Annotated in this window: 20 protein-coding genes and 2 tRNA genes; 15 read left to right on the top strand and 7 right to left on the bottom strand. The window is 50.8% G+C overall.

Features of this window, described 5'->3' with window-relative positions:
* The first annotated feature begins 3 nt into the window (after positions 1-3).
* From paaI to AC3WQT_RS27525, 9 genes are all read left to right on the top strand, one after another.
* Positions 4-498, top strand: coding sequence for a hydroxyphenylacetyl-CoA thioesterase PaaI (gene paaI / locus AC3WQT_RS27565; protein ID WP_492709017.1), 495 nt, complete (start codon positions 4-6; stop codon positions 496-498).
* A 60-nt stretch (positions 499-558) separates the two neighbouring features.
* Positions 559-1,887 carry a phenylacetate--CoA ligase PaaK gene (paaK, locus tag AC3WQT_RS27560; protein ID WP_492709015.1) on the top strand — a complete coding sequence of 443 codons (1,329 nt, stop codon included), beginning with the start codon at positions 559-561 and terminating at the stop codon, positions 1,885-1,887.
* 44 nt (positions 1,888-1,931) lie between these two features.
* The gene (gene pcaF / locus AC3WQT_RS27555) at positions 1,932-3,134 is read left to right on the top strand and encodes a 3-oxoadipyl-CoA thiolase (RefSeq protein WP_492709013.1); all 1,203 of its coding nucleotides are present in this window, start codon (positions 1,932-1,934) and stop codon (positions 3,132-3,134) included.
* Positions 3,135-3,149: 15 nt separating this feature from the next.
* Positions 3,150-3,749, top strand: a complete 600-nt coding sequence (locus AC3WQT_RS27550; protein ID WP_492709011.1) for a phenylacetic acid degradation protein PaaY — start codon at positions 3,150-3,152, stop codon at positions 3,747-3,749.
* 33 nt (positions 3,750-3,782) lie between these two features.
* On the top strand, positions 3,783-5,828 hold the full coding sequence (gene paaZ, locus AC3WQT_RS27545) for a phenylacetic acid degradation bifunctional protein PaaZ (RefSeq protein WP_492709009.1): 2,046 nt from the start codon (positions 3,783-3,785) through the stop codon (positions 5,826-5,828).
* Between the two features lie 241 nt (positions 5,829-6,069).
* Positions 6,070-8,901, top strand: a complete 2,832-nt coding sequence (locus AC3WQT_RS27540; RefSeq protein WP_492709007.1) for a GAF domain-containing sensor histidine kinase — start codon at positions 6,070-6,072, stop codon at positions 8,899-8,901.
* Between the two features lie 222 nt (positions 8,902-9,123).
* Positions 9,124-11,001, top strand: coding sequence for a potassium transporter Kup (locus AC3WQT_RS27535; RefSeq protein ID WP_492709005.1), 1,878 nt, complete (start codon positions 9,124-9,126; stop codon positions 10,999-11,001).
* Positions 11,002-11,058: 57 nt separating this feature from the next.
* Positions 11,059-11,135 (top strand) — tRNA-Arg (locus AC3WQT_RS27530).
* A 286-nt stretch (positions 11,136-11,421) separates the two neighbouring features.
* Positions 11,422-11,498: transfer RNA gene (locus tag AC3WQT_RS27525), tRNA-Arg, on the top strand.
* Between the two features lie 113 nt (positions 11,499-11,611).
* On the opposite strand, the gene AC3WQT_RS27520 is transcribed toward AC3WQT_RS27525, so the two are convergent.
* Complete coding sequence (locus AC3WQT_RS27520) at positions 11,612-12,025, bottom strand: thioredoxin family protein (RefSeq protein ID WP_492709003.1); 414 nt, start codon at positions 12,023-12,025, stop codon at positions 11,612-11,614.
* A gap of 103 nt (positions 12,026-12,128) precedes the next feature.
* On the opposite strand from AC3WQT_RS27520, the gene tsaB reads away from it, so the two are divergent.
* From tsaB to AC3WQT_RS27500, 4 genes are read left to right on the top strand one after another with little or no spacing between them, the layout of a single operon-like run.
* On the top strand, positions 12,129-12,836 hold the full coding sequence (gene tsaB, locus AC3WQT_RS27515) for a tRNA (adenosine(37)-N6)-threonylcarbamoyltransferase complex dimerization subunit type 1 TsaB (RefSeq protein WP_492709001.1): 708 nt from the start codon (positions 12,129-12,131) through the stop codon (positions 12,834-12,836).
* A gap of 11 nt (positions 12,837-12,847) precedes the next feature.
* A complete protein-coding gene (gene rimI / locus AC3WQT_RS27510) occupies positions 12,848-13,324 on the top strand; it encodes a ribosomal protein S18-alanine N-acetyltransferase (RefSeq protein WP_492708999.1) in 477 nt (158 codons plus the stop codon).
* Complete coding sequence (locus AC3WQT_RS27505) at positions 13,311-14,240, top strand: uracil-DNA glycosylase (RefSeq protein ID WP_492708997.1); 930 nt, start codon at positions 13,311-13,313, stop codon at positions 14,238-14,240. Before rimI ends, AC3WQT_RS27505 begins: the two co-directional genes overlap by 14 nt.
* A 5-nt stretch (positions 14,241-14,245) precedes the next feature.
* Positions 14,246-15,223, top strand: a complete 978-nt coding sequence (locus tag AC3WQT_RS27500; protein ID WP_492708995.1) for a DUF1853 family protein — start codon at positions 14,246-14,248, stop codon at positions 15,221-15,223.
* Between the two features lie 70 nt (positions 15,224-15,293).
* On the opposite strand, the gene lplT is transcribed toward AC3WQT_RS27500, so the two are convergent.
* Positions 15,294-16,556, bottom strand: coding sequence for a lysophospholipid transporter LplT (lplT, locus tag AC3WQT_RS27495; RefSeq protein WP_492708993.1), 1,263 nt, complete (start codon positions 16,554-16,556; stop codon positions 15,294-15,296).
* Between the two features lie 200 nt (positions 16,557-16,756).
* Between lplT and radA the strand changes: the two genes are divergently transcribed.
* A complete protein-coding gene (gene radA / locus AC3WQT_RS27490) occupies positions 16,757-18,142 on the top strand; it encodes a DNA repair protein RadA (RefSeq protein WP_492708991.1) in 1,386 nt (461 codons plus the stop codon).
* Here the strand turns inward: radA and hpnE are convergent.
* Together hpnE and hpnD are read right to left on the bottom strand one after the other, a co-directional pair.
* The gene (gene hpnE / locus AC3WQT_RS27485; RefSeq protein WP_492708989.1) at positions 18,139-19,509 is read right to left on the bottom strand and encodes a hydroxysqualene dehydroxylase HpnE; all 1,371 of its coding nucleotides are present in this window, start codon (positions 19,507-19,509) and stop codon (positions 18,139-18,141) included. The two genes, radA and hpnE, sit on opposite strands and share 4 nt — an antisense overlap.
* Positions 19,502-20,335, bottom strand: a complete 834-nt coding sequence (hpnD, locus tag AC3WQT_RS27480) for a presqualene diphosphate synthase HpnD (protein ID WP_492708988.1) — start codon at positions 20,333-20,335, stop codon at positions 19,502-19,504. Before hpnD ends, hpnE begins: the two co-directional genes overlap by 8 nt.
* A 393-nt stretch (positions 20,336-20,728) precedes the next feature.
* Between hpnD and AC3WQT_RS27475 the strand changes: the two genes are divergently transcribed.
* Positions 20,729-21,577, top strand: coding sequence for a hypothetical protein (locus AC3WQT_RS27475; RefSeq protein WP_492708986.1), 849 nt, complete (start codon positions 20,729-20,731; stop codon positions 21,575-21,577).
* Positions 21,578-21,678: 101 nt separating this feature from the next.
* On the opposite strand, the gene AC3WQT_RS27470 is transcribed toward AC3WQT_RS27475, so the two are convergent.
* From AC3WQT_RS27470 to hpnC, 3 genes are all read right to left on the bottom strand, one after another.
* Positions 21,679-22,383 carry a M24 family metallopeptidase gene (locus tag AC3WQT_RS27470; RefSeq protein ID WP_492708984.1) on the bottom strand — a complete coding sequence of 235 codons (705 nt, stop codon included), beginning with the start codon at positions 22,381-22,383 and terminating at the stop codon, positions 21,679-21,681.
* Positions 22,384-22,416: 33 nt separating this feature from the next.
* Positions 22,417-22,635, bottom strand: coding sequence for a hypothetical protein (locus AC3WQT_RS27465; RefSeq protein ID WP_492708982.1), 219 nt, complete (start codon positions 22,633-22,635; stop codon positions 22,417-22,419).
* Positions 22,636-22,940: 305 nt separating this feature from the next.
* Complete coding sequence (hpnC, locus tag AC3WQT_RS27460; protein ID WP_492708980.1) at positions 22,941-23,750, bottom strand: squalene synthase HpnC; 810 nt, start codon at positions 23,748-23,750, stop codon at positions 22,941-22,943.
* Positions 23,751-23,910: the final 160 nt, after the last annotated feature.

The raw sequence follows: 23,910 nt of genomic DNA, 5'->3' as shown, positions 1-23,910 counted from the left end.
TAGATGAGCACAGAGGCCAGCGAAGTAAATAAGCAAGTCGTCAAAGACAGCCAGCGCATGGCAGAACTCACTGCCGCCGCCATGTTCGCCAGCGATGCCGCAACGCGCGGTCTGGATATGCAGATAACTCATGTGGCTGAAGGGACATCAACACTCAGCATGCTGATCAAATCTAATATGCTGAACGGACACAAGACTTGTCACGGCGGTTATCTGTTTACCCTCGCCGACAGTGCATTTGCCTTTGCCTGCAATAGTCGTAATCAGGTAACTGTTGCTGCCGGATGCAGCATAGAATTCCTGTCTCCAGGATGCGAAGGTGACGTCATTACTGCGACGGCGACAGAACAATCACTGACTGGCCGCACCGGCATTTACGATGTGCGTCTGACTAATCAGCATGGTCAATTGATCGCGCTGTTCCGCGGCAAGTCGCATAAGCTGAATGCGGAAGTTGTACCGGGTCTGGTATTGCAGGGAAACGCAATTCCAAATTGAACTTGTGTTTAGCCATCAATCATAGAAACGAAATCAGGATAAGTGAGCGGGAGACAAAACATGGCAGACAACACAGACAGAAAAACAGCGGTGGGTTTGGACGCGATAGAAACAGCAAGCAAGGACGAACTTCAGGCCCTGCAATTGCAGCGACTGAAGTGGACTTTGCAACACGTGTATGACAACGTTCCGCATTACCGCACCAGTTTTGATGCAGCGGGCGTACACCCAGATGATTTGAAAACCCTGGCCGACCTGGCGAAATTCCCTTTCACAGGCAAGAAGGATTTGCGCGACAACTATCCCTTTGGCATGTTTGCCGTACCGCGTGAAAAAGTGGTGAGAGTCCATGCATCCAGCGGCACCACAGGCAAACCAACCGTGGTTGGTTATACGCAAAAAGACATTGATAACTGGGCGGACCTGGTGGCGCGCTCTATCCGTGCGGCCGGTGGCCGTGCGGGGGATATCGTGCAAGTCTCTTACGGTTATGGCCTGTTCACTGGTGGCCTGGGTGCGCATTATGGTGCAGAGCGACTGGGTTGTACGGTCATCCCCATGTCTGGTGGTCAGACAGAAAAACAAGTGCAACTGATACAGGATTTCCAGCCATCCATCATCATGGTCACGCCTTCTTATATGCTTAATATCATAGAAGAAATGACGCGCCAGGGCATAGATGCCGCTAACACCTCTTTACGTATAGGTATTTTCGGTGCCGAGCCGTGGACCGATGCCATGCGCAGTGAAATCGAAACACGGGCAGGTATTGATGCCGTTGATATCTACGGCTTGTCAGAAGTCATGGGGCCAGGTGTCGCCAGTGAATGTATAGAAAGCAAAGATGGTCCGGTGATATGGGAAGACCATTTTTATCCAGAGATTATCAATCCTGAAACTGGCGAAGTCTTGCCCGATGGAGAAGAAGGCGAGTTGGTGTTTACCTCACTGAGCAAGGAAGCTTTTCCTGTCATACGCTATCGTACCCGCGACCTGACACGCTTACTGCCACCGACTTCAAGATCCATGCGTCGCATGGGCAAGATCACTGGCCGTTCTGACGACATGCTCATCATCCGTGGTGTGAATTTGTTCCCCACGCAAGTTGAAGAGCTGATACTCAAACACCCGCAACTGGCACCGCAATATCAACTGGTAGTGACGCGTGAAGGTCATATGGACAAGCTAGCTATCGTGGCGGAATTGCGGCCTGAAGTATCAGGCACTTTGTCAGAGCAGGATGTGAAGCAATTGCACCAACAGCTAGAGCATCATATCAAAACCTTTATCGGTGTCAGTTGCCATGTCAGCATACTGCCCGCCAACAGCATAGAGCGCACCATGGTCGGCAAGGCCAGGCGTGTAGTGGACAATCGTAAAAAGGCTTGAGTAATTGAGTAAGCCAGTCAAAAATAAGAGACAAAGGAAAGAAAATGGAAGCATGGATATGCGACGCTGTCAGGACCCCATTCGCGCGTTACGGTGGCGCCATGGCCAGCATACGTACTGATGATCTGGCAGCCTTGCCGATCAAGGCATTGATAGAGCGTAATGCTGGCGTAGACTGGAAAATGCTTGATGACGTGTACTACGGTTGCGCCAACCAGGCCGGTGAAGATAATCGTAATGTCGGTCGTATGGCAGCGCTGCTGGCTGGCTTGCCGGTAGATGTGCCAGCCAATACCATCAACCGTTTGTGTGGCTCCAGCCTGGATGCCATAGGCATAGGCGGGCGTGCCATTAAATCGGGTGAAGCATCACTGATTATTGCTGGCGGCGTGGAAAGCATGACGCGCGCGCCCTTTGTCATGGCCAAGGCCGACAGTGCTTTCTCACGCGCTGCGAAGATAGAAGATACGACGATAGGCTGGCGTTTTGTGAATGCCTTGATGAAGGCAAAATACGGCATAGATTCCATGCCCGAAACCGCAGAAAACGTCGCTGAGCAATTTGGTATTAACCGTGCGGACCAAGATGCCTTTGCCCTGCGCAGCCAGCAACGCTGGGCAGCAGCCAACGCTGCCGGTTTTTTCACCGGGGAAATTATCCCCGTCAGCATCCCGCAAAAAAAGGGTGACGCCATTTTGTTCGCCACCGATGAACATCCACGTCCAGATACAGATATCGCCATGCTGTCCCGCTTGAAAGGCGTGGTCAAACCAGATGGCACAGTCACGGCCGGTAATGCATCTGGCGTCAATGACGGTGCTTGCGCTTTATTGCTGGCATCCGACGCTGCAGTAAAACAGCATGGCCTGACACCACGTGCCCGTATCGTTGGCATGGCGACAGCAGGTCTGGCTCCGCGCATCATGGGCTTTGGCCCTTCACCGGCAACCCGTAAATTGTTGGCGCAGACAGGTTTGAATCTGGCACAGATGGACGTCATAGAACTTAATGAAGCCTTTGCGGCACAAGGTCTGGCGGTCACGCGTGATCTTGGCCTGACTGATGATGCCGCGCATGTCAATCCAAATGGCGGTGCAATCGCGATAGGCCATCCATTGGGCGCATCCGGTGCGCGTCTGGTGACCACAGCACTGAACCAACTGGAACGCATCAATGGCCGTTACGCTCTGTGCACCATGTGCATAGGTGTAGGACAGGGTATTGCGTTGATTATAGAACGTGCCTGAAGACAGGAGCGTGGCATGAGCATATATGCAATCGATGGTCTGATACCGGTGGTGCACCCCAGCGCCTATGTGCATCCCAGCGCCACGCTGATAGGCGACGTGATCGTCGGGCCTGGCTGTTATATAGGCCCGTCTGCCAGCCTGCGTGGTGATTTTGGCCGCATTGTTCTGGAAGAAGGCGCGAATGTGCAGGATACCTGTGTCATCCATGGCTTCCCCGATAGCGACACCGTGGTGGAGCAGGATGGGCATATCGGCCATGGCGCAGTATTGCACGGCTGCCGCATAGGTAAAAACGCCATGGTGGGCATGAATGCTGTGGTCATGGACAAGGCAGTCGTTGGTGAATCATCCATCGTCGCTGCCATGTCCTTTGTCAAGGCCGGGATGGATGTACCGCCACGCAGCCTGGTCATGGGTGCGCCTGCTCGTATCGCACGTGTTTTGCGTGATGAAGAAATCGCCTGGAAGACTGAAGGCACGGCGCAATATCATGCACTGACCAGACGATCACTCGCCAGCATGCAGGAAGTGGAAGCGCTGACTGCCGTCGAAGAAAATCGCCCACGCATTGCGCTGGCAGCAGGTTTGCCGACATATAGCACCAAGTCCTGATTCTGAATATCTGATTATTTAAGAGAGTAATCCATGAAAATTTTGCAAAGCTGGGTAGGCGGTGTATGGACTGGTGCAGAACCCCAACAAGTCTTGCATAGCGCCATTGATGGCAGCGCGATTTACGCCAGTCATGCCGAAGCCCTGGACTTTGGTGCAGCGCTGAATTATGCAAGACAGACTGGCCTGAAAAATTTGCTGGCACTGGACTTCCAAAAACGTGCTTCTATTTTGCGCACCCTGGCCAAGTACCTGACTGAACACAAGGAAGAGCTATACGCCATTTCATCCTACACTGGCGCAACGCGTAGCGATAGCTGGATAGATATAGAAGGTGGTGCAGGTACCGTATTTGCCTACGCCAGCATAGGCACGAATGAATTCCCGTCCGGGAATGTAGTGCACGAAGGCCCGGCCATACCCTTGGGCAAACAGGGGCATTTTTCTGGTACGCATATCCTGGTGCCGCGTCAGGGTGTGGCAGTGCATATCAATGCCTTCAATTTTCCGGTCTGGGGTTTATTGGAAAAATTTGCACCCAGTTTTTTGGCAGGCATGCCATGCATAGTCAAACCGGCGACTGCGACCTCGTATCTGACCGAGGCACTAGTCAGGCAAATTCATGCGAGTGGCTTGTTGCCTGAAGGTAGTTTGCAATTGGTTATTGGCTCCACTGGCAATTTGCTCGATCTGTTGGAAGAAACTGATGTCGTCACCTTCACCGGTTCTGCGGCAACGGCAGCGCAGTTGAAGGTGCATCCGAATATCGTGCGCCGTGCCATCCCCTTCAATGCCGAAGCTGACTCACTGAATTGCGCGATACTCGGGCCGGATGTGGTGGCTGGTGATGACGAGCTGGATTTGTACGTCAAAGAAGTGGTGCGTGAAATGACTGCCAAGGCCGGGCAAAAATGCACGGCCATACGCAGGGCCATGGTGCCCGCTGCACAACTGGATGTGGTGGCTGAAAAAATACGCGCGAGACTGGAAAAAACCATCGTCGGTGATCCACGTCTTGATGGTGTGCGTATGGGGCCGCTGGCCAGTCGCGCCCAGCAGCATGATGTACTCGCCAGCATTGAGCAACTGGCAGCGGGCAATCAAATCATCTGCGGTGGCACTGTGCCTGTGCAAATGCAGGGTGAAGGGCTGGAGCAGGGCGCTTTTGTCTCACCGACCCTGATCGTCTGCCGCCATCCTATGGAAAATTCAGCAGTACATGAGATTGAAGCCTTTGGCCCGGTAACTACCCTGATGCCTTACCAGGACATGCAGGAAGCCCTGACACTGGCAGCAAAGGGTAACGGCAGCCTGGTAGCTACCCTGGTCACCAAAGACCCGTATATCGCTACCATGGCGATACCACATATGGCGGCACGGCATGGTCGCTTGATGATATTGAATGCCGAGTCAGCGCCAGAATCAACCGGCCATGGTTCGCCTTTGCCGCAATTGAAGCATGGCGGTCCTGGTCGTGCTGGTGGTGGTGAAGAACTGGGTGGCAGCCGGGCAGTCAAACATTATCTGCAAAGAGCTGCCGTACAGGGTTCACCCACCATGCTGGCAGCAGTGACAGCAGAGCATGTACGGGGTGCGGTTGTGCTGGAATCCGACATCCATCCTTTCCGCCGCTATTTTGAAGACTTGCAAATCGGTATGTCCTTGCTGACACACAGGCGGACTGTCAGCGAAGCCGATATCGTTGCCTTTGGCGGCTTGTCTGGTGACTTTTTCTACATGCATTTCGATGAGATCGCTGCCAAAGAAAGCCCTTTCGGCAAGCGTATTGCGCATGGTTATTTCGTATTGTCAGCGGCGGCCGGTTTATTTGTGTCTCCTGCACCTGGTCCCGTCCTGGCCAACTATGGCCTCGACACCCTGCGCTTCATCAAGCCGGTAGGCATAGGTGACACCATACGCGCACGCCTGACCTGCAAGCGCAAGATAGACAGGCAAAAGAAAGATGTCAAAGGCGTGGGGCAGGGCGTTGTGGCATGGGATGTGGAAGTGACTAATCAGGACAATGAACTGGTAGCGTCCTATGATATTTTGACACTGGTAGCTAAAAAAGCGGATTGAATTTCCCCGCCATTGCAGGGTATTGTTTGAATCTTAATTAAATTGCTTTAAGATTAATTGACTGGCTTGCGTTCTCTACTTGAACGCAAGCCAGTGTTACTTTTCAGTATATGGTTTTGTCAATATTCTTCAAATGCAGACCTCTGGCCGCCGGATTAACTTCTAATTTCTCCTCGATCTGATACTATTTCTGTAATACCCAAGTTCTAAAAATCGTCCAACCTCAATTTAATTTCATCCCATGGAAATGTTCGTTACCAATGACGAAGTAGAGCAATGGGAACGCGAATTGCCTGGTTTGCGAGGTATGGAATTATTGAATATGCAGTTATGTCTGGCCTGGCATCTGCGCCAGCGTGACTCTGCCAGAGCTTTGCATCTGGCGCAAACGGCAGAGTATCTGCTGAACGATTTCTTTCCTGATCATCTTGATACAGATTCAGGCAGTGAGCAATTCAGGCTCATGCGGTCCAGGTTGGTGCTGGTCAGGGCTGAGGCTGCCTGGTTATACGGCGAGTTCGATAAATCAGCCCAGTTATCAAACCTGGCTTTGCAACTGGTTGCAGATGGTGCATCTGCCGAGGCTGCTTGTTGCACTGCAGATGCACGTTTTTTGCTCGCCTGTGTTGGCTTGCAAAAAGGCGAAGTACCGGTAGTTGAATTTGAGATCGGGCAGGCCATGCAGTTTGCCCGCCAGGCCAAGGACTATATGCGCGAGGTGGCAGCAGAATCCTTGCTGGCAAATCAACTGGTATTGCGCAATCTACCTTTAGCGTTGGAGCGTTGGGGCGAAAGCCGCAATCCCGAAAGCCAGAGCACAGATCTTTTCCTGCGCAGTTATATCAACGAATTTTTGATGTATACCTACTCCCTCACCAGTGACTTTGGTGAGTCAGCTGCGCGTGGCATACAGGTATTTGAATTTGCCCGGAATTACGGGCAAAAGCGTCGCATGATCAATGTCGCCAGCAATGTTGGCGATGCCTTCAACAGCATGAGTGATCATCAGTCAGCATTGCAATGGATACAGGATGGCCTGGATCTGGCCAGGACTGCCGGCTGGCCCAACAGCATTGCCAGTTGCCTGATACAAATGTCCGAGACTTTGCGCAGGCTGGGGCGCCTGGAAGCGGCCAAAGAGATGCTGGAAAATGCACTCCCCATGCTGGTTCATGTGGTCGGTTCACGTTCGCATTTGTTAGCCCTGCGTTACCTGGGAGATTTGTCGCTGGACATGGGGGATTATGCGACAGCCCTGAAGAGCTTCTTTGAGCTGATTTCCTGGGCAGATAAAAAAAATCATCTGGATTTTCGTATAGGGTCACGCCGTGGCTATGCAAATGCCTTGTCCATGCAAGGGCAGGCCAAGGCAGCTTTGGCGGCTGCGCTGGAGGCGCTGGCTCTGGCACGGCAGAGCACCGACAGTTACCGGCATATAGAAGTCTTGCGTGTACTTGCTGCACTGTATATGCGCCATAGCTTGCCTGAACCGGCAGAAATGCAGGCCGCCAGCGCGCCCTTGCATTATTTGCGCATGGCGCTGGATCTGGCTGGACATATCAGTGGCTTTACTGTACCTGCCGACCTGTATGAAGAAATAGCCCAAGCCTACGCCAACGCCGGCAATTTTCGTGAAGCCTATGAATTTGGTCAGCTTGCCCTGGCCGCCCGTGAAAAAAGCCATAACCGGGCGTCTGCCAATCGCCTGAATGCCATGCAGCTCAGCCAGCAGACCGAACGCATGAAGGCAGAAAGCGAACACCTGCGTCAATTGGCAGCAGCTGAAGCCCAGCGTGCTGAAGTCTTGCAACAAACCAGCGTCGTGCTGGAAAAACTGGGAACCATAGGACAGGAAATTACCGCCAGCCTTGATGCGGCAGCAGTCTTTGAGGCATTGAATCGCCATGTGCATGATTTATTGCATGTGACTGCCTTTGTCATCTACATGATGGATGACGACCAGCAAAGCATGACCTCAGCCTTTGGCGTTGAAAATGGCATACCGATAGAACCAGATACCGTCTATATGTCCAGCCCGGTGTCTAATTCCATACGCTGCGTGAAAGAGCGCCGCGAAGTTGCCATAGAGCTGGCCGCCGAAGATGAATTGCCTGGACTGATACCCGGCACGGAAATGGTACACAGCATGTTATTTGCCCCGTTGATTATTGGCGATAGAATATTGGGGGCAATGACCATACAATCGTCGCGTCAGCATGTATATGGCGACAGAGAGCGGATGATTTTCCGTTCGCTATGCGCTTATGGTGCGATTGCCCTGGGCAATGCTGACGCGTATATGCGTTTGCAAAAAACCCAGGAGCATTTGCTGGCGCAGGAAAAACTGGCCGCCCTGGGTTCACTGGTTGCAGGTGTTGCACATGAACTCAATACTCCCATAGGTAATTGCCTGCTGGTTGCCAGTACCTTGCAGGATGGCAGTCGCTATCTGAGCAGCAAGCTGGCAGGGCAAACCTTGCGGCGTTCCGACTTGAATAATTTTTGTGAAGAAGTCAAAACCTCATCAGAGATACTGATGCGTGGATTGAGTAGCGCAGCGACCCTGGTCAGCAGTTTCAAGCAGGTGGCTGTAGACCGCACTTCTGAGCATAGACGCAGCTTTGATCTGCGCCAGGTTTTGCACGACATCATTGCCACCCTGAATATACGCATCACTCAAACCGGGCACAGCATACAAGTGAATGTGCCGTATAACATCCATATGGATAGCTACCCGGGCTCTCTGGGGCAGGTGATCAGCAATCTGGTGGAAAACTCCATCCTGCACGCCTTTGATAAAAGACAGGCAGGCCATATGGATATCAACGTCACCCTGGTGGATGCACAGCGTGTGCTGATTGCATTCAGTGATGATGGCGCGGGCATACCTGAAGAAAATCAAAAGCGGATTTTTGACCCCTTTTTTACTACCAAACTGGGTCAGGGCGGCAGTGGCCTGGGATTGAATATTTGCTACAACATTACTACCTCGATTTTGCACGGACAACTCAGCGTCAAAAGCAGTCTTGGAGCAGGAACCAGTTTTTATCTGGATTTACCTCTCGTTGTATGAACTCGCTGCATCAGTTTGCAGCTTGAGTTTTATAGGTGGTTTCAGTATTGAATTTATAAAATAATCAGAATTGCAGAAAACAGCATGCACAAATTTGGAATTTTAGAAAAAGCAGTCGCTTGAATTTGATCCTTGTCAAGCATCCTTTTTTTGTTGCACTTACTTGAAAATCCGGTCGAATTCACCTATTGTGCAATGCACCAATAATAACAAGGTACACAATTGGCTAATCAACATACTAAAAGCAGCCTTGCAGGCTTGACCCTGGCTGCTGTCGGCATCGTCTATGGCGATATAGGTACTAGTCCTCTTTATACGATGAAAGAGGTGTTTTCAAAAGAGCATGGTCTTCCCCTGAATGAGGCGAATATTTTCGGTATCGTCTCATTAATAGTCTGGGGACTCATCATCATCGTTTCCCTCAAGTACGTTACCCTGGTTCTCAGAGCGGACAATCGTGGCGAAGGCGGTATCATGGCCTTGACTGCACTCGCACTGGAGTCTGTCAGCAAAAATTCCCGTCTGTATTTCCCGTTGACCGTGCTTGGTTTGTTTGGCGCATCGCTGTTTTATGGTGATGGCGTGATTACCCCGGCCATGTCGGTCTTGTCGGCAATGGAGGGTATAGAGGTGGCAACGCCCAGCTTCAAGCCTGTGGTTGTGCCGATTACCCTGATCGTACTGATTTGTCTGTATGCGGTACAAAGCAAGGGCACTGCCGGTATAGGTAAATTATTTGGCCCCATCATGATATTGTGGTTCAGTGTGCTGGCGATCATGGGGCTGTACAACATCCTGCGCCTGCCCGCCATCTTGGGTGCATTCAATCCCTGGCACGCTCTGGTGTTTTTGAATGAACATCGCTGGATTGCCTTTATCGCACTCGGTGCAGTTGTACTGGCCTTTACTGGTTCTGAAGCCTTGTATGCCGACATGGGGCATTTCGGTTCCAAACCCATACGTTCAGCCTGGTTCTTTATCGTCTTCCCGTCACTGACTTTGAATTATCTGGGGCAGGGCGCTTTGCTGGTCATGAATCCTGCCGCTGTAGAAAACCCGTTTTATAATCAACTGGGGGCCTGGAGTATTTACCCGCTGGTGATCTTGTCTACTGTTGCTGCAGTGATTGCCTCGCAATCGACTATATCCGGCACGTTCTCCATGACCAAGCAGGCGATTTCTCTTGGATTCTTGCCACGGATGGAGATTGTTCATACTTCATCCAAAGAAATCGGCCAGATCTACATCCCCGTGGTTAACTGGATGCAGCTTGCGGTCGTCGTGGGCGCAGTCGTAGGATTTGGTTCTTCTTCGAACCTGGCTTCAGCTTATGGCATTGCCAATACTGGCACCATGCTGGTGACCTCGCTGTTGACCTTCTTCGTCATTCGTTATGGCTGGAAATACAATCTTTATCTCTGTATCCTGGCGACGGGTTTCTTTCTGACGATAGATATTTCCCTGTTCTCGGCGAATGCATTGAAGTTCTTCCACGGCGGTTATTTCCCTATCTTGCTGGGTCTGGTGATCTTTACCGTCATGCTGACCTGGAAACGTGGCCGTGAGCTGGTGTTCGATAACCTGAAAAGACATGCAATTCCACTGGAAGATTTCCTTGAGTCGCTGTTCGTCTCCCCACCAGGACGGGTTGCCGGTACTGCAGTCTTCCTGCGCGGCGAGGCTGATGGCGTGCCACATGCGCTGTTGCATAATCTTTCACATAACAAGATTCTGCATGAGCGCGTGATTTTCCTGACTCTGCATAATCGCGATATACCCTGGGTACCTTTCTCTGAAAGAATCAAGGTCGTCGATCTGGGTAATGCCTGTTTTCAGATTGATGTCTATTATGGCTTCAAGAATGAACCAGATATTCCGAATGCTCTGGCGCTGTGCGCTCCGTATGGCCTGACGTTTGAGCCTTTGGAGACTTCATACTTTATATCTCGCCAGACCATCATCTCCAGTCCTGGTAGCGGCATGGCCGCCTGGCGTGAGAGCATTTTTGTGGCCATGTCCCGTATTGCCCGCGATGCGGCGGACTTTTACCAGATACCCAGCAACCGGGTCATAGAGGTGGGGTCACAAGTGGAAATCTAAAAACTTGGCGCAGGCGCTTATCAAATCAAAATGCCTGTGCTATACTCTCGGTCTTTCGCGGCTGTAGCTCAGCTGGATAGAGTACTTGGCTACGAACCAAGGGGTCGTGGGTTCGATTCCTGCCAGCCGCACCAGATTCAAGGGACTAGATGCAAATCTAGTCCCTTTTGTCTTTTTGGGTTTGGGTAAAACTGTTTTAACAGCGTTTTAGTGCCCGATTTAATGCAGACTCAGACAGAAGTGCGGTCTTCTCGCAGCATCTTGCTGAATAGTTCTGTGAAATACTTTTTTCAGTTTGTGCCATTGGATTCAAATTTAGAGGGAAAACTGGGTTAAGAGCGTTGATTTTATTCAAATTTAAAATAATCTAAGCCCTGGGGCTTTTCATTTTGCCTGAATGTCGCTATAATCTTGTTTTTCGCGGCTGTAGCTCAGCTGGATAGAGTACTTGGCTACGAACCAAGGGGTCGTGGGTTCGATTCCTGCCAGCCGCACCAGATTCAAGGGACTAGATGCAAATCTAGTCCCTTTTGTCTTTTTGGTGAGCGAAACTAACGATAGAAATATTTAGTCTTGATCTGCAACATTGCTGCAGATGATTGATGCTTTGTTAGCTCGCGAGTATCAGTTCGCGTATATTCCAGCCCTCAGGGGCTGCCTGGTTGAGGGCGCTGCGCTTGACTTGCTGGTCTGGTATTTCTTCTGTCATGGACTGAATCAGGCGCTGCAGTTGTGCTGCATCCGGCAAGACCGTGCCCAGGAAAATCACCTGATCGCGATGCTGTATCAGGATGGTGGGGAAGTTTTCTATATCCACTTCATCCACCAGATGCGCCTGATCTTCTATATCTATCCAGGCAAAGCATTTGTCCGGATGCTTGCTCATCAGTTCATCAAAGGATGGTTTGTAGAAATTGCAGGTGTCGCACCAGGCAGCACACAGGCAGGCGACTAGCCAGTCTTTATTTGCCAGTTCAGCCTTTACTGAGGAAATGTCTTCGGTATTCATTGTCGAGTTCATCATGCAATTTTAAACGAAGTGATGATTTAAGGCGTGGCTAAGGTGCGAGGTATTGCAAAGAGAAAGAGCCAGCCGTGAAATCGATGGAACACGGTAAAATACGCACATGACCAGAATTTTAGCAATTGAAACCTCAACTGAACTCGCTACCACAGCCATATTGACTGATAGCGGCATATTCATCCGCGAACTCAGCGGCGTACAAACACATTCCCAGGGTATTTTGCCTGCCATACAAGCACTTCTTGTAGAGGCCGGTGTGCGCTTGCAGGATTGTGATGCGATTGCCTTTGGCTGTGGCCCCGGTGCTTTTACCGGCATACGTACAGCTTGCGGCATCGTACAGGGACTGGCCTATGGTGCTGACCTGCCAGTCGTGCCAGTGGTGAGCTTGCTAGCCATGGCTGAAGCCGCGCGTGAGCAAGTTGCAGCAAATGAATTTTTCTGCATACTTGATGCACGCATGAATGAAGTGTATTGGGCGCAATATCGTTTTGATGATGCGGGCTGGGTAGAGGTAAGTGCACCTGCCTTGACAGGATTGGCGTCAGCATTGGCTGCCATTACGTTGGAAAATCCACATCTGGTACTGGGTAATGGTGTGGTCTTGCCAGAGCTGGAGCAGGCGCGATATCCAAGTCTTCTATGCATGCCCCATGCAAGACAAGTTGGCATACTGGGGCGACTGGATTTTGTTGCTGGTCATAGCCTGCCGGCAGATCAGGCGCAGCCTTTGTATCTGCGCAATAAGATTGCCCTCACTACTGCTGAGCGCGAGCAAGTCAAACTCCAGACTGCCAAAGCGCCAACGTAATGGAATTGGCTATGGATTTAAAATTGATCATACCGCATTATTGCAAGCTGGGATTTGCAGATGTAGACCGCATGCTCAGCATAGAAGAGCGGGTGTATACCCATCCCTGGTCACGTGGGAACTTTACTGATTCTCTTTCCAGTGGCTATGAAGCTTTTGGTTTCAGAAATACAGAACTGGATTTGTTTGCCTACTTTGTCGTCATGCCGATACTGGATGAATTGCATCTGCTTAATTTCGCAGTGGACCTGCCATGTCAGGGACAGGGCTACGCAAAATTATTGATGGACAAATTATTCGCCTACACCACTGAACATGCTCATGCCTCGATTTTGCTGGAGGTAAGACGCAGCAATACACGTGCCATTTCTGTATATGAAGGAGCGGGATTTGCAGCGATCGGTGTGCGTAAAGGGTATTATCCGGCGCATGATAATCAGCGCGAAGATGCAATAGTGATGCGGAGATATGTTGATGCAGACGTTTGATACTCACAACCGGCAAAGAGCCTTGCATGAACTGGGTTTGGGCCCGATGTGGTTATTGCGGGCCGCAGAACCTGCTATGCCTGTGGCAGTAGCAGAAGCACAGGCTGAGCCCACTCCTGAACCTGTCCCTGTTCCACCGCAGACGATGACAAGTGCAGTCTCTCCGGTGAATTCAGCCTGGTCAGAGCCTGAAATTGAGCAAACAAAAAACTTGCCGCAAGTGCAGCCAGTAGCGCCAGTTGTTGAGCGTGTGCCTGAGCCAGATGCCTGGTTGGCGAACGAAATCCCAGTTGATATGCCTGCAAACGAGGTGCAGCAAATCAGCCGTGAACCTGCAATTGCCTCCATGTCCTGGGATGAATTGCAACCCGTGGTAGAAAGTTGCCGTCAGTGCGGTTTATGTCATGGCAGGAAAAAAGCTGTATTTGGCACTGGTGACAAACAGGCTAAATGGCTGTTTGTTGGCGAGGGGCCTGGCTATAACGAGAACCTGCAAGGCTTGCCGTTTGTGGGGGCAGCCGGACAGTTGCTTGACAATATGCTCAAGTCACTTGGTGTGCCACGTGGGGAGCAAAGCTATATTGCCAATATTGTCAAGTGCCGTCCAACTGACGCACAAGGCAAGGACAGGCCGCCGACTGCGGATGAAATTGCTGCTTGCCTGCCATATCTGCACAGACAGATAGACTTGATCAAACCGCAAATTATTGTCGCTCTGGGAAAAACTGCTGCAGTATCCTTATTGGGCCTGGATCTGGAAACACCTGTCGGGCAATTGCGCGGCAAGGTGCAGCAATTCAAGGGCATACCTGTAGTGGCAACTTATCATCCGGCCTATCTTTTGCGCAAGCCTGCAGACAAAGCCAAAGCCTGGGCAGATTTGTGCCTGGCCATTAAAGCGCTTCCGGCAAGTTGAAGCATATGGGGAGCGCGCAAGCTGCATTTCATCGCCAGTGGCAGCATCTCCATCATCCTCATGTACGGGCATTGGCCTGGATGCTGACTGCGCCGGGTTTGCTGGATGGGCACGACGCTCTCTGGCAAGGTACACTGGCGACCGCAGCATACACAGATATGCAAGCTTTGCCGCAATGGCTGGCTGAACTTGACAGCAATCCTGAACCCTTGCTTGATCTTTTGCGGCGCCATCCGTCGCGCCGCTTGGGTCTGTATGCTGAACGGCTTTATGAATTCTATTTGAATGCCCATGGCTTGTTGCATACGCATGGTCTGCAAGTGCATGACAAAGGCGCGGGCACTATAGGCGAGTTTGATTTCCTGTTGCAGACCAATACCGGATTGCAGCATCTGGAACTGGCGACAAAATTCTATTTATATCATGCAGATGCGACTAGCTCTCCGGATTTATATGCATATCTAGGCCCCAATCTGGCTGATAGTCTTGGTGCCAAACTGCACAAGATATTAGGGCAACAATTGCTATTAGCACGGCATCCGTTGGCACAACAAGTTTTACCGCAAGCTGTGCACAGTGCGCAGGCACTGGTTTTGGGCTGGTTGTTTTATCGCGATGAAAAAATAGTTGATTCCTTCATTGCTGATTATGGCCATATGGCTGGTCTGGCAACAGATCATTACCGCGGTGCGATATGGACGCAAGCAGAAGTGCAGGCACTGGATTTCGAATGTGCTTTGCTATTGGACAGGCTGGACTGGCTGGCACCAGCTCAGGTCGGCAAGGGGATGGCGCTGGATAAGGATACTGTCCTGAATAGCATGCACACCTATTTTACCAATGCCCATACACCGCTCATGCTGGCACTGATGCAGGAAGGTCAGGATGGCCTGGAAGTGATGCAGGAATATCGCAGGGGCATGGTGGTGCCCGATGACTGGTTTGAAGAGGCTGACGCCGTCAAACTGAAGCGCGCACTATAATCGCTGGCACGCGCCTCTTGGCTTCTTGATATGCGCCTCATCAGGCGCACTCTCTTCGCACTCTATTGGATTAATGCTTGTGCTCGCCTATCAGTGCCAGTGAGTCGTGTTCACGCTGATTGGCCGCATGTTTGCGCATCACGCCATAGATGGTGCTGGACACAAACAAACCAAACAATACGATGATGACCATGATATCTATCTTCATGGAGTTGAGCAGAGTGTAAAGCGCAAGCATGGTCAGGACTGACAGGTTTTCATTGAAATTCTGAACAGAAATGGAATGCCCGGCACTCATCAATACGTGACCACGATGCTGTAACAAGGCATTCATGGGAACCACAAAAAAGCCAGCCAGTGCACCAACCAGTATTAGCAATGGGTAGGCGATCCAGATGGAGTGCACAAAAATCATGGTGATGACTACCAGGCCCATGGCAACGCCCATGGGCATGACATTCAGGGATTTTTTCAATGGCACGAAGCGGGCTGCAGCTACTGCACCCAGTGCCACCCCTATGGCAACTACACCTTGCAGGATGGCGGCCTTGTCCAGCGTCATATGCAGGGATTTTTCAGCCCATTTCAAGACGATAAATTGCAGGGTTGCCGCAGTGCCCCATAGCAGGGTGGTCACACCGAGGGTAATTTGACCCAGTTTATCTTTCCACAGGATGGTCACGCACTCAGCAAATTCTGTTACCAGTTTGGCTGGATTGCGTTGCTGATGCTTGTAACGTGCACCAGTATCCGGAATGCGCATATTGAATAGCGCCGCCGCCGCATAACAGGCTGTGACCACACAAAGTGCTGCTTCAGATGGGGTAGTGATATTGAAGTCGATCAGCGGGAAATCAAAATTGATCAAAGCTGTAGATACTTTGGTATTCACCAGTGCGCCACCAAGTACCGTGCCAAAGATAATGGAAGAGACAGTCAGGCCTTCTATCCAGCCATTTGCTGCGACCAGTTTTTCTGGAGGTAGTAATTCCGTAAGGATGCCATATTTGGCAGGTGAGTATGCAGCAGCACCAAAGCCGACAACAGCATAGGCGATCAAGGGGTGCACATGAAAAAACATCAGGGCACAGCCACCGACTTTAATCATATTCGTGATGAGCATGACTTTGCCCTTGGGCAGGGAGTCAGCAAAGGCACCAACAAAAGGGGCCAGCAAGACATAGGACAATACAAAAAACAACTTCAATAGCGGTGGCATCCAATCGGGAGATTGCATGGACGTCAACAGTGCCATCGCGGCTATCAGTAAGGCATTGTCGGCCAGCGAAGAAAAAAACTGCGCCGCCATGATCGTATAAAAACCGCTCTTCATGCTTTATTCATGCTCTATGTATACCTGCTACAAAATGTCTCTGGCAGCTTTATACCATGAAAATTGTGCGGAATTAGTGAAATAAGGCAAGCTAATTGCTGAATACTGGTTAAAATATCAGTGTTTTTCTGGCTGGTATGCTTGCAGTTTGCGCTATTTTTATACTGCGCATGCCTCTTAAAATTTCCTCAGGTCTGAAGATGGCAAAAGCGAAAACCAATTTTACCTGCACTGAATGTGGTGGTATTGTTAATAAATGGGCTGGGCAGTGCCCGGCTTGCGGGCAATGGAATACTCTCGTCGAAACCATCGTCGAATCAGTCGGCAACCGTTTTAGCGCCAAACCCCAGGGCTTGGCACAATCCGCGCCTGTGTTGAATCTGGCTGAAATTGAGGCGCTGGATGTGCCGCGTTTTGGTACTGGCATCGATGAATTTGACCGCGTGCTGGGTGGCGGGCTGGTAGCCGGCGGCGTAGTGCTGATAGGTGGTGACCCGGGTATTGGTAAGTCGACCTTGTTGTTGCAGGCATTGGCCAACCTGGCACGCATAAAAAAAGTCTTGTATGTCAGTGGTGAAGAATCCGGAGCACAAATCGCCTTGCGTGCCAAGCGTTTATCACTGGATGCCAAAGACTTGCAATTGCAGGCCGAGATACAACTGGAAAAAATCCTCAATACTCTGGCTGAGCATAAGCCCCAGGTTGTGGTCATTGATTCTATTCAGACCATGTATTCTGACGCACTGAGTTCAGCACCAGGTTCAGTCGCTCAGGTGCGTGAGTGCGCCGCCCAGTTAACCCGCGTCGCCAAGACCATGGATATCACCATGATACTGGTTGGTCATGTCACCAAAGAAGGTGCACTGGCCGGTCCGCGCGTACTTGAGCATATCGTCGATACGGTCTTGTATTTTGAGGGCGATACCCATTCCAGTTTCCGTCTGGTGCGGGCGATTAAAAACCGTTTTGGTGCAGTCAATGAACTGGGTGTGTTTGCGATGACTGAAAAAGGTTTGAAAGGTGTCTCCAATCCTTCGGCTTTGTTCCTGTCCCAGCACGATGCCCAGGTGGCTGGCTCTTGCGTGATGGTTACGCAAGAGGGGACGCGGCCCTTGCTGGTAGAGATACAGGCACTGGTTGATAGTTCGCATGCTCCTAATGCGCGCCGCCTGTCCGTCGGTTTGGAGCAAAACCGTCTGGCTATGTTGCTGGCAGTATTGCACAGACATGCAGGCGTGGCGGCGTTCGATCAGGACGTGTTTATCAACGCCGTGGGTGGCGTCAAAATTGCCGAGCCTGCGGCCGATCTGGCCGTGCTGCTGGCGATTAACTCTTCGATGCGCAATAAACCCCTGCCGCGCGGTCTGGTGGTGTTTGGTGAGGTTGGGTTGGCGGGCGAGATACGTCCGGCACCACGTGGGCAGGAGCGCTTGCGTGAAGCCGCCAAGCTGGGCTTTTCCATTGCCATGATCCCGAAATCAAATGCGCCCAAACAAAAAATCGAAGGCCTGACCATCATCGGTGTGGACAGGATAGAAGAAGCCTTATCCAGAATCCGCGATGTGGATAGCGAAATTCAGGATTAGATTTTTGCTGCCTTCAAGTCTTTGACGATAGCCTGGCTGGCCGCGATGCCGCTGCGTACTGCGCCTTCCAGTGTGGCAGGGTAATCGCCTTTGGTGTAGTCGCCTGCCAGGTACAGACCAGCGTAAGCAGTATGATTATCTGGCCTGTCCAGGCCGGGTGTGCAACTGAAGGTGGCACGCTTTTCTGATATGCATTGATGCCATATCGGCTGCGCCAATTCTGGCATGCCCAGGCTTTGTGTCAGTTGTGCGGCGATATCCATCGCCAGCTCATGCCGGTCGATTTCCGTGGCAGCTTGCGAGACACTCACAACCACCGCCAGCAAGCCAGCCTGGTCTGGTTGCAACTGACCACGGTCAAATACATATTGACCCCATTTTTTCTGACCCGCATCGTCAAGCAGGGCCAGCATGGGGCGTGGCAGCTTCACGTTCGGTGCATATTGCAGATAACAGGTAGTGATGGGCTCGTAACTCATTGCAGGCAAGGGGATTGTCTGGTCTTTGGCTGGCAAGGTTGACAGTAACCTGTCTGCATTGGCGAAATCGCAGGCAAGTATGACTGCATCATAGGGGTGCAATTGTACTTCAGCTTGCTTCAGTTCGATTTGCCATTTGCCATCTTCGTTTTGCAAAAGGCCTGTCGCGGTATGTGCAGGCAAAACTTGCCCGCGGTGAGCGCGTACGTAGTCAGCCGCTTTTTTGGGGAGGATACTACTCAGATCCAGCCGCGGTATCAGCATGTCAGAAGCGGCACGTTTCGCCCCAAGGCTATCCCGCAGCACATTTAAAAATACCTGGGCCGAGGCACGTTCTGGCGGCGTATTCAGGGCAGCAATGCAAAGCGGTATCCACATCAAACGGCATAACCGGGGTGTCTGATCAAAGCGATCCAGTAATTCTATGACGCTGCAATCTTCATTCAAGCGCCAGTCCATCCAGCGTGCGGTAGACGAAAACCTGGCCAGCGCCATTTTGTCAGCGAAGCTGAGACCACTGGATTTGATCAGCGCCAGCAATAAGTGCAGCGGGGCAGGCAAGCGTGGGGCAATGAATGACATGCCGTCTTCCAGCGCCGGATAGACCATTTGCAGTGGCAAGTTCAAAAGTGCCGTCCCGGTATCTACACCAACCAGTCGCATAAGACGCAGACTCTGGGTGTAGGCACCCAGCAGAATATGCTGGCCATTGTCCAGTTCTTGCCCATGCACGGTGACGCCACGCGCACGCCCACCCAGATTGCGGCTGGACTCGAATAATGTGACAGTGGCGCCTTGTTGTGCCAGTTCACAGGCAGCCGCGCAACCAGCCCAGCCAGTGCCAATGATGGCGACAGACTTGTTTTTCAGCGCATCTTTTTTAGCCACGGACGTAGGTTTTCCAGGCCAGCCAGAGTTTGCGTATTGGTGTCAGCGAAATGCGCTGATTCAGTACATGGAAGCCGTCACGCTGGATTTCCACCAGCAGGGCGCGATAAATTGCTGCCATGATGAGGCCGGTTCTTTGTGATTTGCGGTCTTCCCGTGGCAGCAGGGCAAAGGCTTCTTCATACAGTTTTTGCGCGCGCTCATACTGGAATTGCATCAGGGTTTCAAATTGCGTGCTATGGCGCGCATTCAGAATATCTGCTGCAGTGACATTAAACTGCTGCAATTCATTGACGGGCAGGTAGATCCTGCCTTTGCGTGCATCCTCACCCACGTCGCGGATGATATTGGTCATCTGGAAAGCCAGGCCCAGCTTTTCCGCAAACTCGCGGGTTTGCGGATTGGTGATGCCAAAAATACTGGCCGACAAAATGCCGACGACGCCAGCGACATGCCAGCAATATTTTTGCAGCGCGTTGAAATCGAGATAGCGGGTCTGGTTCAAGTCCATTTCCATGCCATCGATAATCGCCAGCAGGTGTGCGCCATCAAGCTGGTATTCCGCCATATGGGGCAGCAGAGCCTTGGTTACCGGGTGCGTGGGTTGATTTGCCAGCATGGCCTGGACTTCCTTGCGCCACCAGCCCAGCTTGCTGCGCGCCACCATATCGTCGGTGCTTTCATCGACGACATCATCAACTTCACGGCAAAATGCATACAGGGCGGTAATTGCCCGCCTTCTGGCCTGGGGCAAGAACAAGAAACTATAGTAAAAACTGGAGCCACTTTGTGCAGCTTTTTGCTGGCAATATTCGTCTGGAGACATGCTGAATGAGTAATAAGTGGCGGCTGCTAAAGCCAAAAAAGTAGCTATGTTAACAAACTGTGGCAAAGCTCACAAATCTCTTGCGCCACATTGTCGCTGTGACGGAGGACTTTTCCTTAGTTTACAGTAGAAATGTGAATTTATTATTAATGAAGTAGGGAGTATTCGGTCTGCAGTCAATTTTCTACTGGCTTGGCAAGCTCACCAGCTTTGTATAAGAAGTGTATTTTGATGTCAGGATAGCGCCGTTTTATCGTAACATATTGTAATGAAAACGAAGAACTGCCTTCTTCAGCAGGACTAAACGTATAATAGGCGGCGCATTATAGAGCGATAGAGCACCATGAAAAATCGGTGCGGCTTTTGAAATAATTACTCATTCGGACGAATATCTTGAATAAATCGAAATTTGCAGCATTAGTAGCTGGTGTGGGCATAGTCCTCGCCGGATGTGGTGGCTTTGTATATACAACAGTTGGCGGCACTGTCACCGGTTTGGGTACCGGTGATGTTCTGGTCTTGCGTAACGAAGCCAATTACACCCAGACTTTGACCGCGGATGGTTCTTTCTCATTCAATGTGGCCAGTAATGGCACTTACTCCATCAGCGTGCTGACGCAGCCAAATTCTGTGAACTGTACGGTTGCCAATGGCACAGGAAAAATGTCCAGCGAGTCAGCAGTCAAGAATATTGCCGTAACATGTGTGCCTAATGTCCCTGTTGGCGGCACATTGTCAGGCATGGCTGATACAGGCTCTATCGTACTCGTCAATAATGCATTGACTACTGCAACAGTCACTACCAATGGCGCTTTCCAATTCCCTGCTTATGGCGTGAGTGGTCAGCCTTTTGCGATTACCGTAGGTATCCCGCCAACATCCCAATACTGTACGGTAGCAAACGGTACCGGTACTGTGAACAATGCCAATCCTGCTGCTTCATTGACGGCATTGGTTTCTTGTGTGCCAGCTGTGCCAGTACAATTTACTGTTAATGGCCTGACAGCAGGTACCGTGCTGACAATGGTCAATACTGTGGATGGCTTCGCAGATAAATTCGCAGTCAGTGCGCCGGGTAATTATCAGTTCAACTGGAGCTGGTTGACTGGCAAGCCATTCAACATCACTGTTGATACCCAGCCCACAGGTCAGACTTGTAAGGTCACCGCTGGTACTGGTTTTGTTGACGCAGCCAATCCTGGTGCCTCAAGAAATGCGGTGGTGGATTGCGCCAAGACCTGATTGTGTAGTGCAGGGGTAAACAAAAAAAGCTGGGCAGATAAAATCTGCCCAGCTTTTTTATATTGGTCCGCAAAAAAACAGCTTGACTGTGTCTGTCAGGTTTATAACTCTTCGAGTTTGCCTTGGTCATTGAAGTAAAAAATGCCTTCATGTTTGAAGCCCCATTTACCACCTTTCAGGCGTATGAAGGGTTCAAAACTGAAAAAGGCGACTTCGCCTAATTCCTGCTTATTGTCTGAGTGGATGTACTGGCGCTGGTCGCGGTCTGTGACTATGCTGTGCCCGACATTATTGCGGTAATCCAGATTCACAAAACCATTTTGCCGTATGCGCAAATTGGCCCAGTCAAATAACTGGCCAAAGGTGGTTTTTGGTGTCACGGTTTCCAGCATTTGTGCATGCAAATGCTGCTGGAAGCAAAGACCGTTGCGGAACTCCAGCAACTGTGGGGTTTGCGTGACCCTGCCATTTTCTACCGGGAAGGAGCGGGCACAATCTCCCCAATACTCATCATGAACGGGGCTCAAATCCACGGTAATCAAATTGGCTTTGCCTACGACTTCCTTGCCGGGCTGATAATCGCTGCCAGAAATCGAAACACAACTGCGTGAGCCGAGCAAGACCAGTGCAGGGCATTGGTGGTACCAGGTTTCTGAATAGCCAGACTCGCACAGCATGGCATATGCTTTGTCGGCGATGGTTTGTTCAGTATCTTCCGCAGTGATCATGCCAGCCAGGCGCGCCAGTACCGTTTTGGCAGCGGCCTGTATTTCCCTGTGCTTGGCAATTTGCAATGCTGTGGGCATGATATTGAGTAGGATATCGTACAAAATCGGGGCTTATTTGTTGTGATTGCTGTTGGAATTGCTATTTGAATCGCTGCCGTCGTCTTGCTTATCGCTGTGATTATTAAGGTCATTACTGCCATCGCCATCATCGTCACTATCGCTGCTGGTGACGGCGCGCACGCCAGCGCGTGTGACATCCACTGCGGTTCCGACTACGGCGCTGCCGACTTTCACTGCTGTTGAGACGGCAGCATCAGCGATCGCAATCACGGTACAGCCGTTCAGTGACAATAGAGATAGTAGGAAAGCGCATCGATATATACAAGTTCGCATTCAGATTCCAGAATTCGGTGCAGACCCAGGCTCATTGAATGGATGCAAGGGGCTTGCTGTTTGGTGTGATTGATAGTTTGATTTTAAGTTCAATCCTGTATATCTCCTATTGCTATTGGACAAAAACAGGAATGATTTATATGTTCCAGCTATTTTTTGATACAGCGAGATGTTAGCAATCGTTTGCTATGGGTTTGCAATTTACATATGCTGATTTGTACCGGTTTGTAATCACATGCTCTTTACATATTCTTTGCACGCCAGGCCAACTTGAGCCAGTCGGTCTTGCCCAGCTTGGGTCTGTGCTGAAACACATTACAATCGACAGCCTCGATTTTTTCCAGTATCCGTAGTCCGCCCTGTACCACCAGGCGCAATTCCCACCCTAATCTGCCGGGCAGGCGCGTGGCCAGGCCGCTACCTGACAGCATCATATTCCTGGCACGTGCCACCTGAAAACGCATCATGTTGCGCCAGTCATCATTTTGCATGCCGCTGGCGATTTGTTGTTCACTTATGCCAAATCTGCTCAGGTCATCAAGCGGGAGGTAGATCCTTTGCTTTTGCCAGTCTATGGCAACGTCTTGCCAAAAATTGATTAATTGCAGTGCGCTGCAAATTGCGTCTGAGTCACACAAATTTTCTGGACTGGCTTCGCCATACAGATGCAGCATCAATGTACCAACGGGGTTGGCAGAGCGGGCGCAATAGTCCAGCAGGCTTGGGAAATCTGCATATCTGGTGGTCACCACGTCTTGCTTGAAAGCCGATAGCAAATCCCGAAAGCATTGCAGGGGCAGATCATATTCTTGGATCACCTTCGCCAGCGCCTTGAATAGTTGTGATTCGCTGCTACTATTTTTCTCTATGTTATTGAGTTCCTGCTCATATTTTGCCAATTCTGCCAGTCTTTGCGCGGGACTGGCATCACCTTCATCGGCAATATCGTCAGCACTACGGGCAAATGCATAAATGATTTTTACTGCGGGCCTGAGTCTGGCGGGAAGCAAAAGGGAGGCAACGGGGAAGTTTTCGTAGTGGTTGACCGACATTTGTTGAACTAAATTCCATGAAAAGTCTTAATGACCGAAAAGTCATTGGCAAAAACAAGATGCTTAACTATAATTACTAACCGCAAAGTCAGTTATTTGATAGTAGCATGCAGTCAATATAAAATATTAATAAAATCGCATCGTCATTATTACCCGTTTT

Source organism: Undibacterium sp. FW305-107, assembly GCF_058788535.1.
The sequence above is the reverse complement of the archived record's forward strand: the minus strand, read 5'-3'. Positions and strand labels throughout refer to the sequence as shown.

What these genes read in the sequence shown, in the direction of transcription:
- paaI (WP_492709017.1), top strand. Translation starts at nt 4, where the DNA reads ATGAGCACAGAGGCCAGCGAAGTAAATAAGCAAGTCGTCAAAGACAGC.
- paaK (WP_492709015.1), top strand. Translation starts at nt 559, where the DNA reads ATGGCAGACAACACAGACAGAAAAACAGCGGTGGGTTTGGACGCGATA.
- pcaF (WP_492709013.1), top strand. Translation starts at nt 1,932, where the DNA reads ATGGAAGCATGGATATGCGACGCTGTCAGGACCCCATTCGCGCGTTAC.
- AC3WQT_RS27550 (WP_492709011.1), top strand. Translation starts at nt 3,150, where the DNA reads ATGAGCATATATGCAATCGATGGTCTGATACCGGTGGTGCACCCCAGC.
- paaZ (WP_492709009.1), top strand. Translation starts at nt 3,783, where the DNA reads ATGAAAATTTTGCAAAGCTGGGTAGGCGGTGTATGGACTGGTGCAGAA.
- AC3WQT_RS27540 (WP_492709007.1), top strand. Translation starts at nt 6,070, where the DNA reads ATGGAAATGTTCGTTACCAATGACGAAGTAGAGCAATGGGAACGCGAA.
- AC3WQT_RS27520 (WP_492709003.1), bottom strand. Translation starts at nt 12,025, where the DNA reads ATGATGAACTCGACAATGAATACCGAAGACATTTCCTCAGTAAAGGCT.
- tsaB (WP_492709001.1), top strand. Translation starts at nt 12,129, where the DNA reads ATGACCAGAATTTTAGCAATTGAAACCTCAACTGAACTCGCTACCACA.
- rimI (WP_492708999.1), top strand. Translation starts at nt 12,848, where the DNA reads ATGGATTTAAAATTGATCATACCGCATTATTGCAAGCTGGGATTTGCA.
- AC3WQT_RS27505 (WP_492708997.1), top strand. Translation starts at nt 13,311, where the DNA reads ATGCAGACGTTTGATACTCACAACCGGCAAAGAGCCTTGCATGAACTG.
- AC3WQT_RS27500 (WP_492708995.1), top strand. Translation starts at nt 14,246, where the DNA reads ATGGGGAGCGCGCAAGCTGCATTTCATCGCCAGTGGCAGCATCTCCAT.
- lplT (WP_492708993.1), bottom strand. Translation starts at nt 16,556, where the DNA reads ATGAAGAGCGGTTTTTATACGATCATGGCGGCGCAGTTTTTTTCTTCG.
- radA (WP_492708991.1), top strand. Translation starts at nt 16,757, where the DNA reads ATGGCAAAAGCGAAAACCAATTTTACCTGCACTGAATGTGGTGGTATT.
- hpnD (WP_492708988.1), bottom strand. Translation starts at nt 20,335, where the DNA reads ATGTCTCCAGACGAATATTGCCAGCAAAAAGCTGCACAAAGTGGCTCC.
- AC3WQT_RS27470 (WP_492708984.1), bottom strand. Translation starts at nt 22,383, where the DNA reads ATGCCCACAGCATTGCAAATTGCCAAGCACAGGGAAATACAGGCCGCT.
- hpnC (WP_492708980.1), bottom strand. Translation starts at nt 23,750, where the DNA reads ATGTCGGTCAACCACTACGAAAACTTCCCCGTTGCCTCCCTTTTGCTT.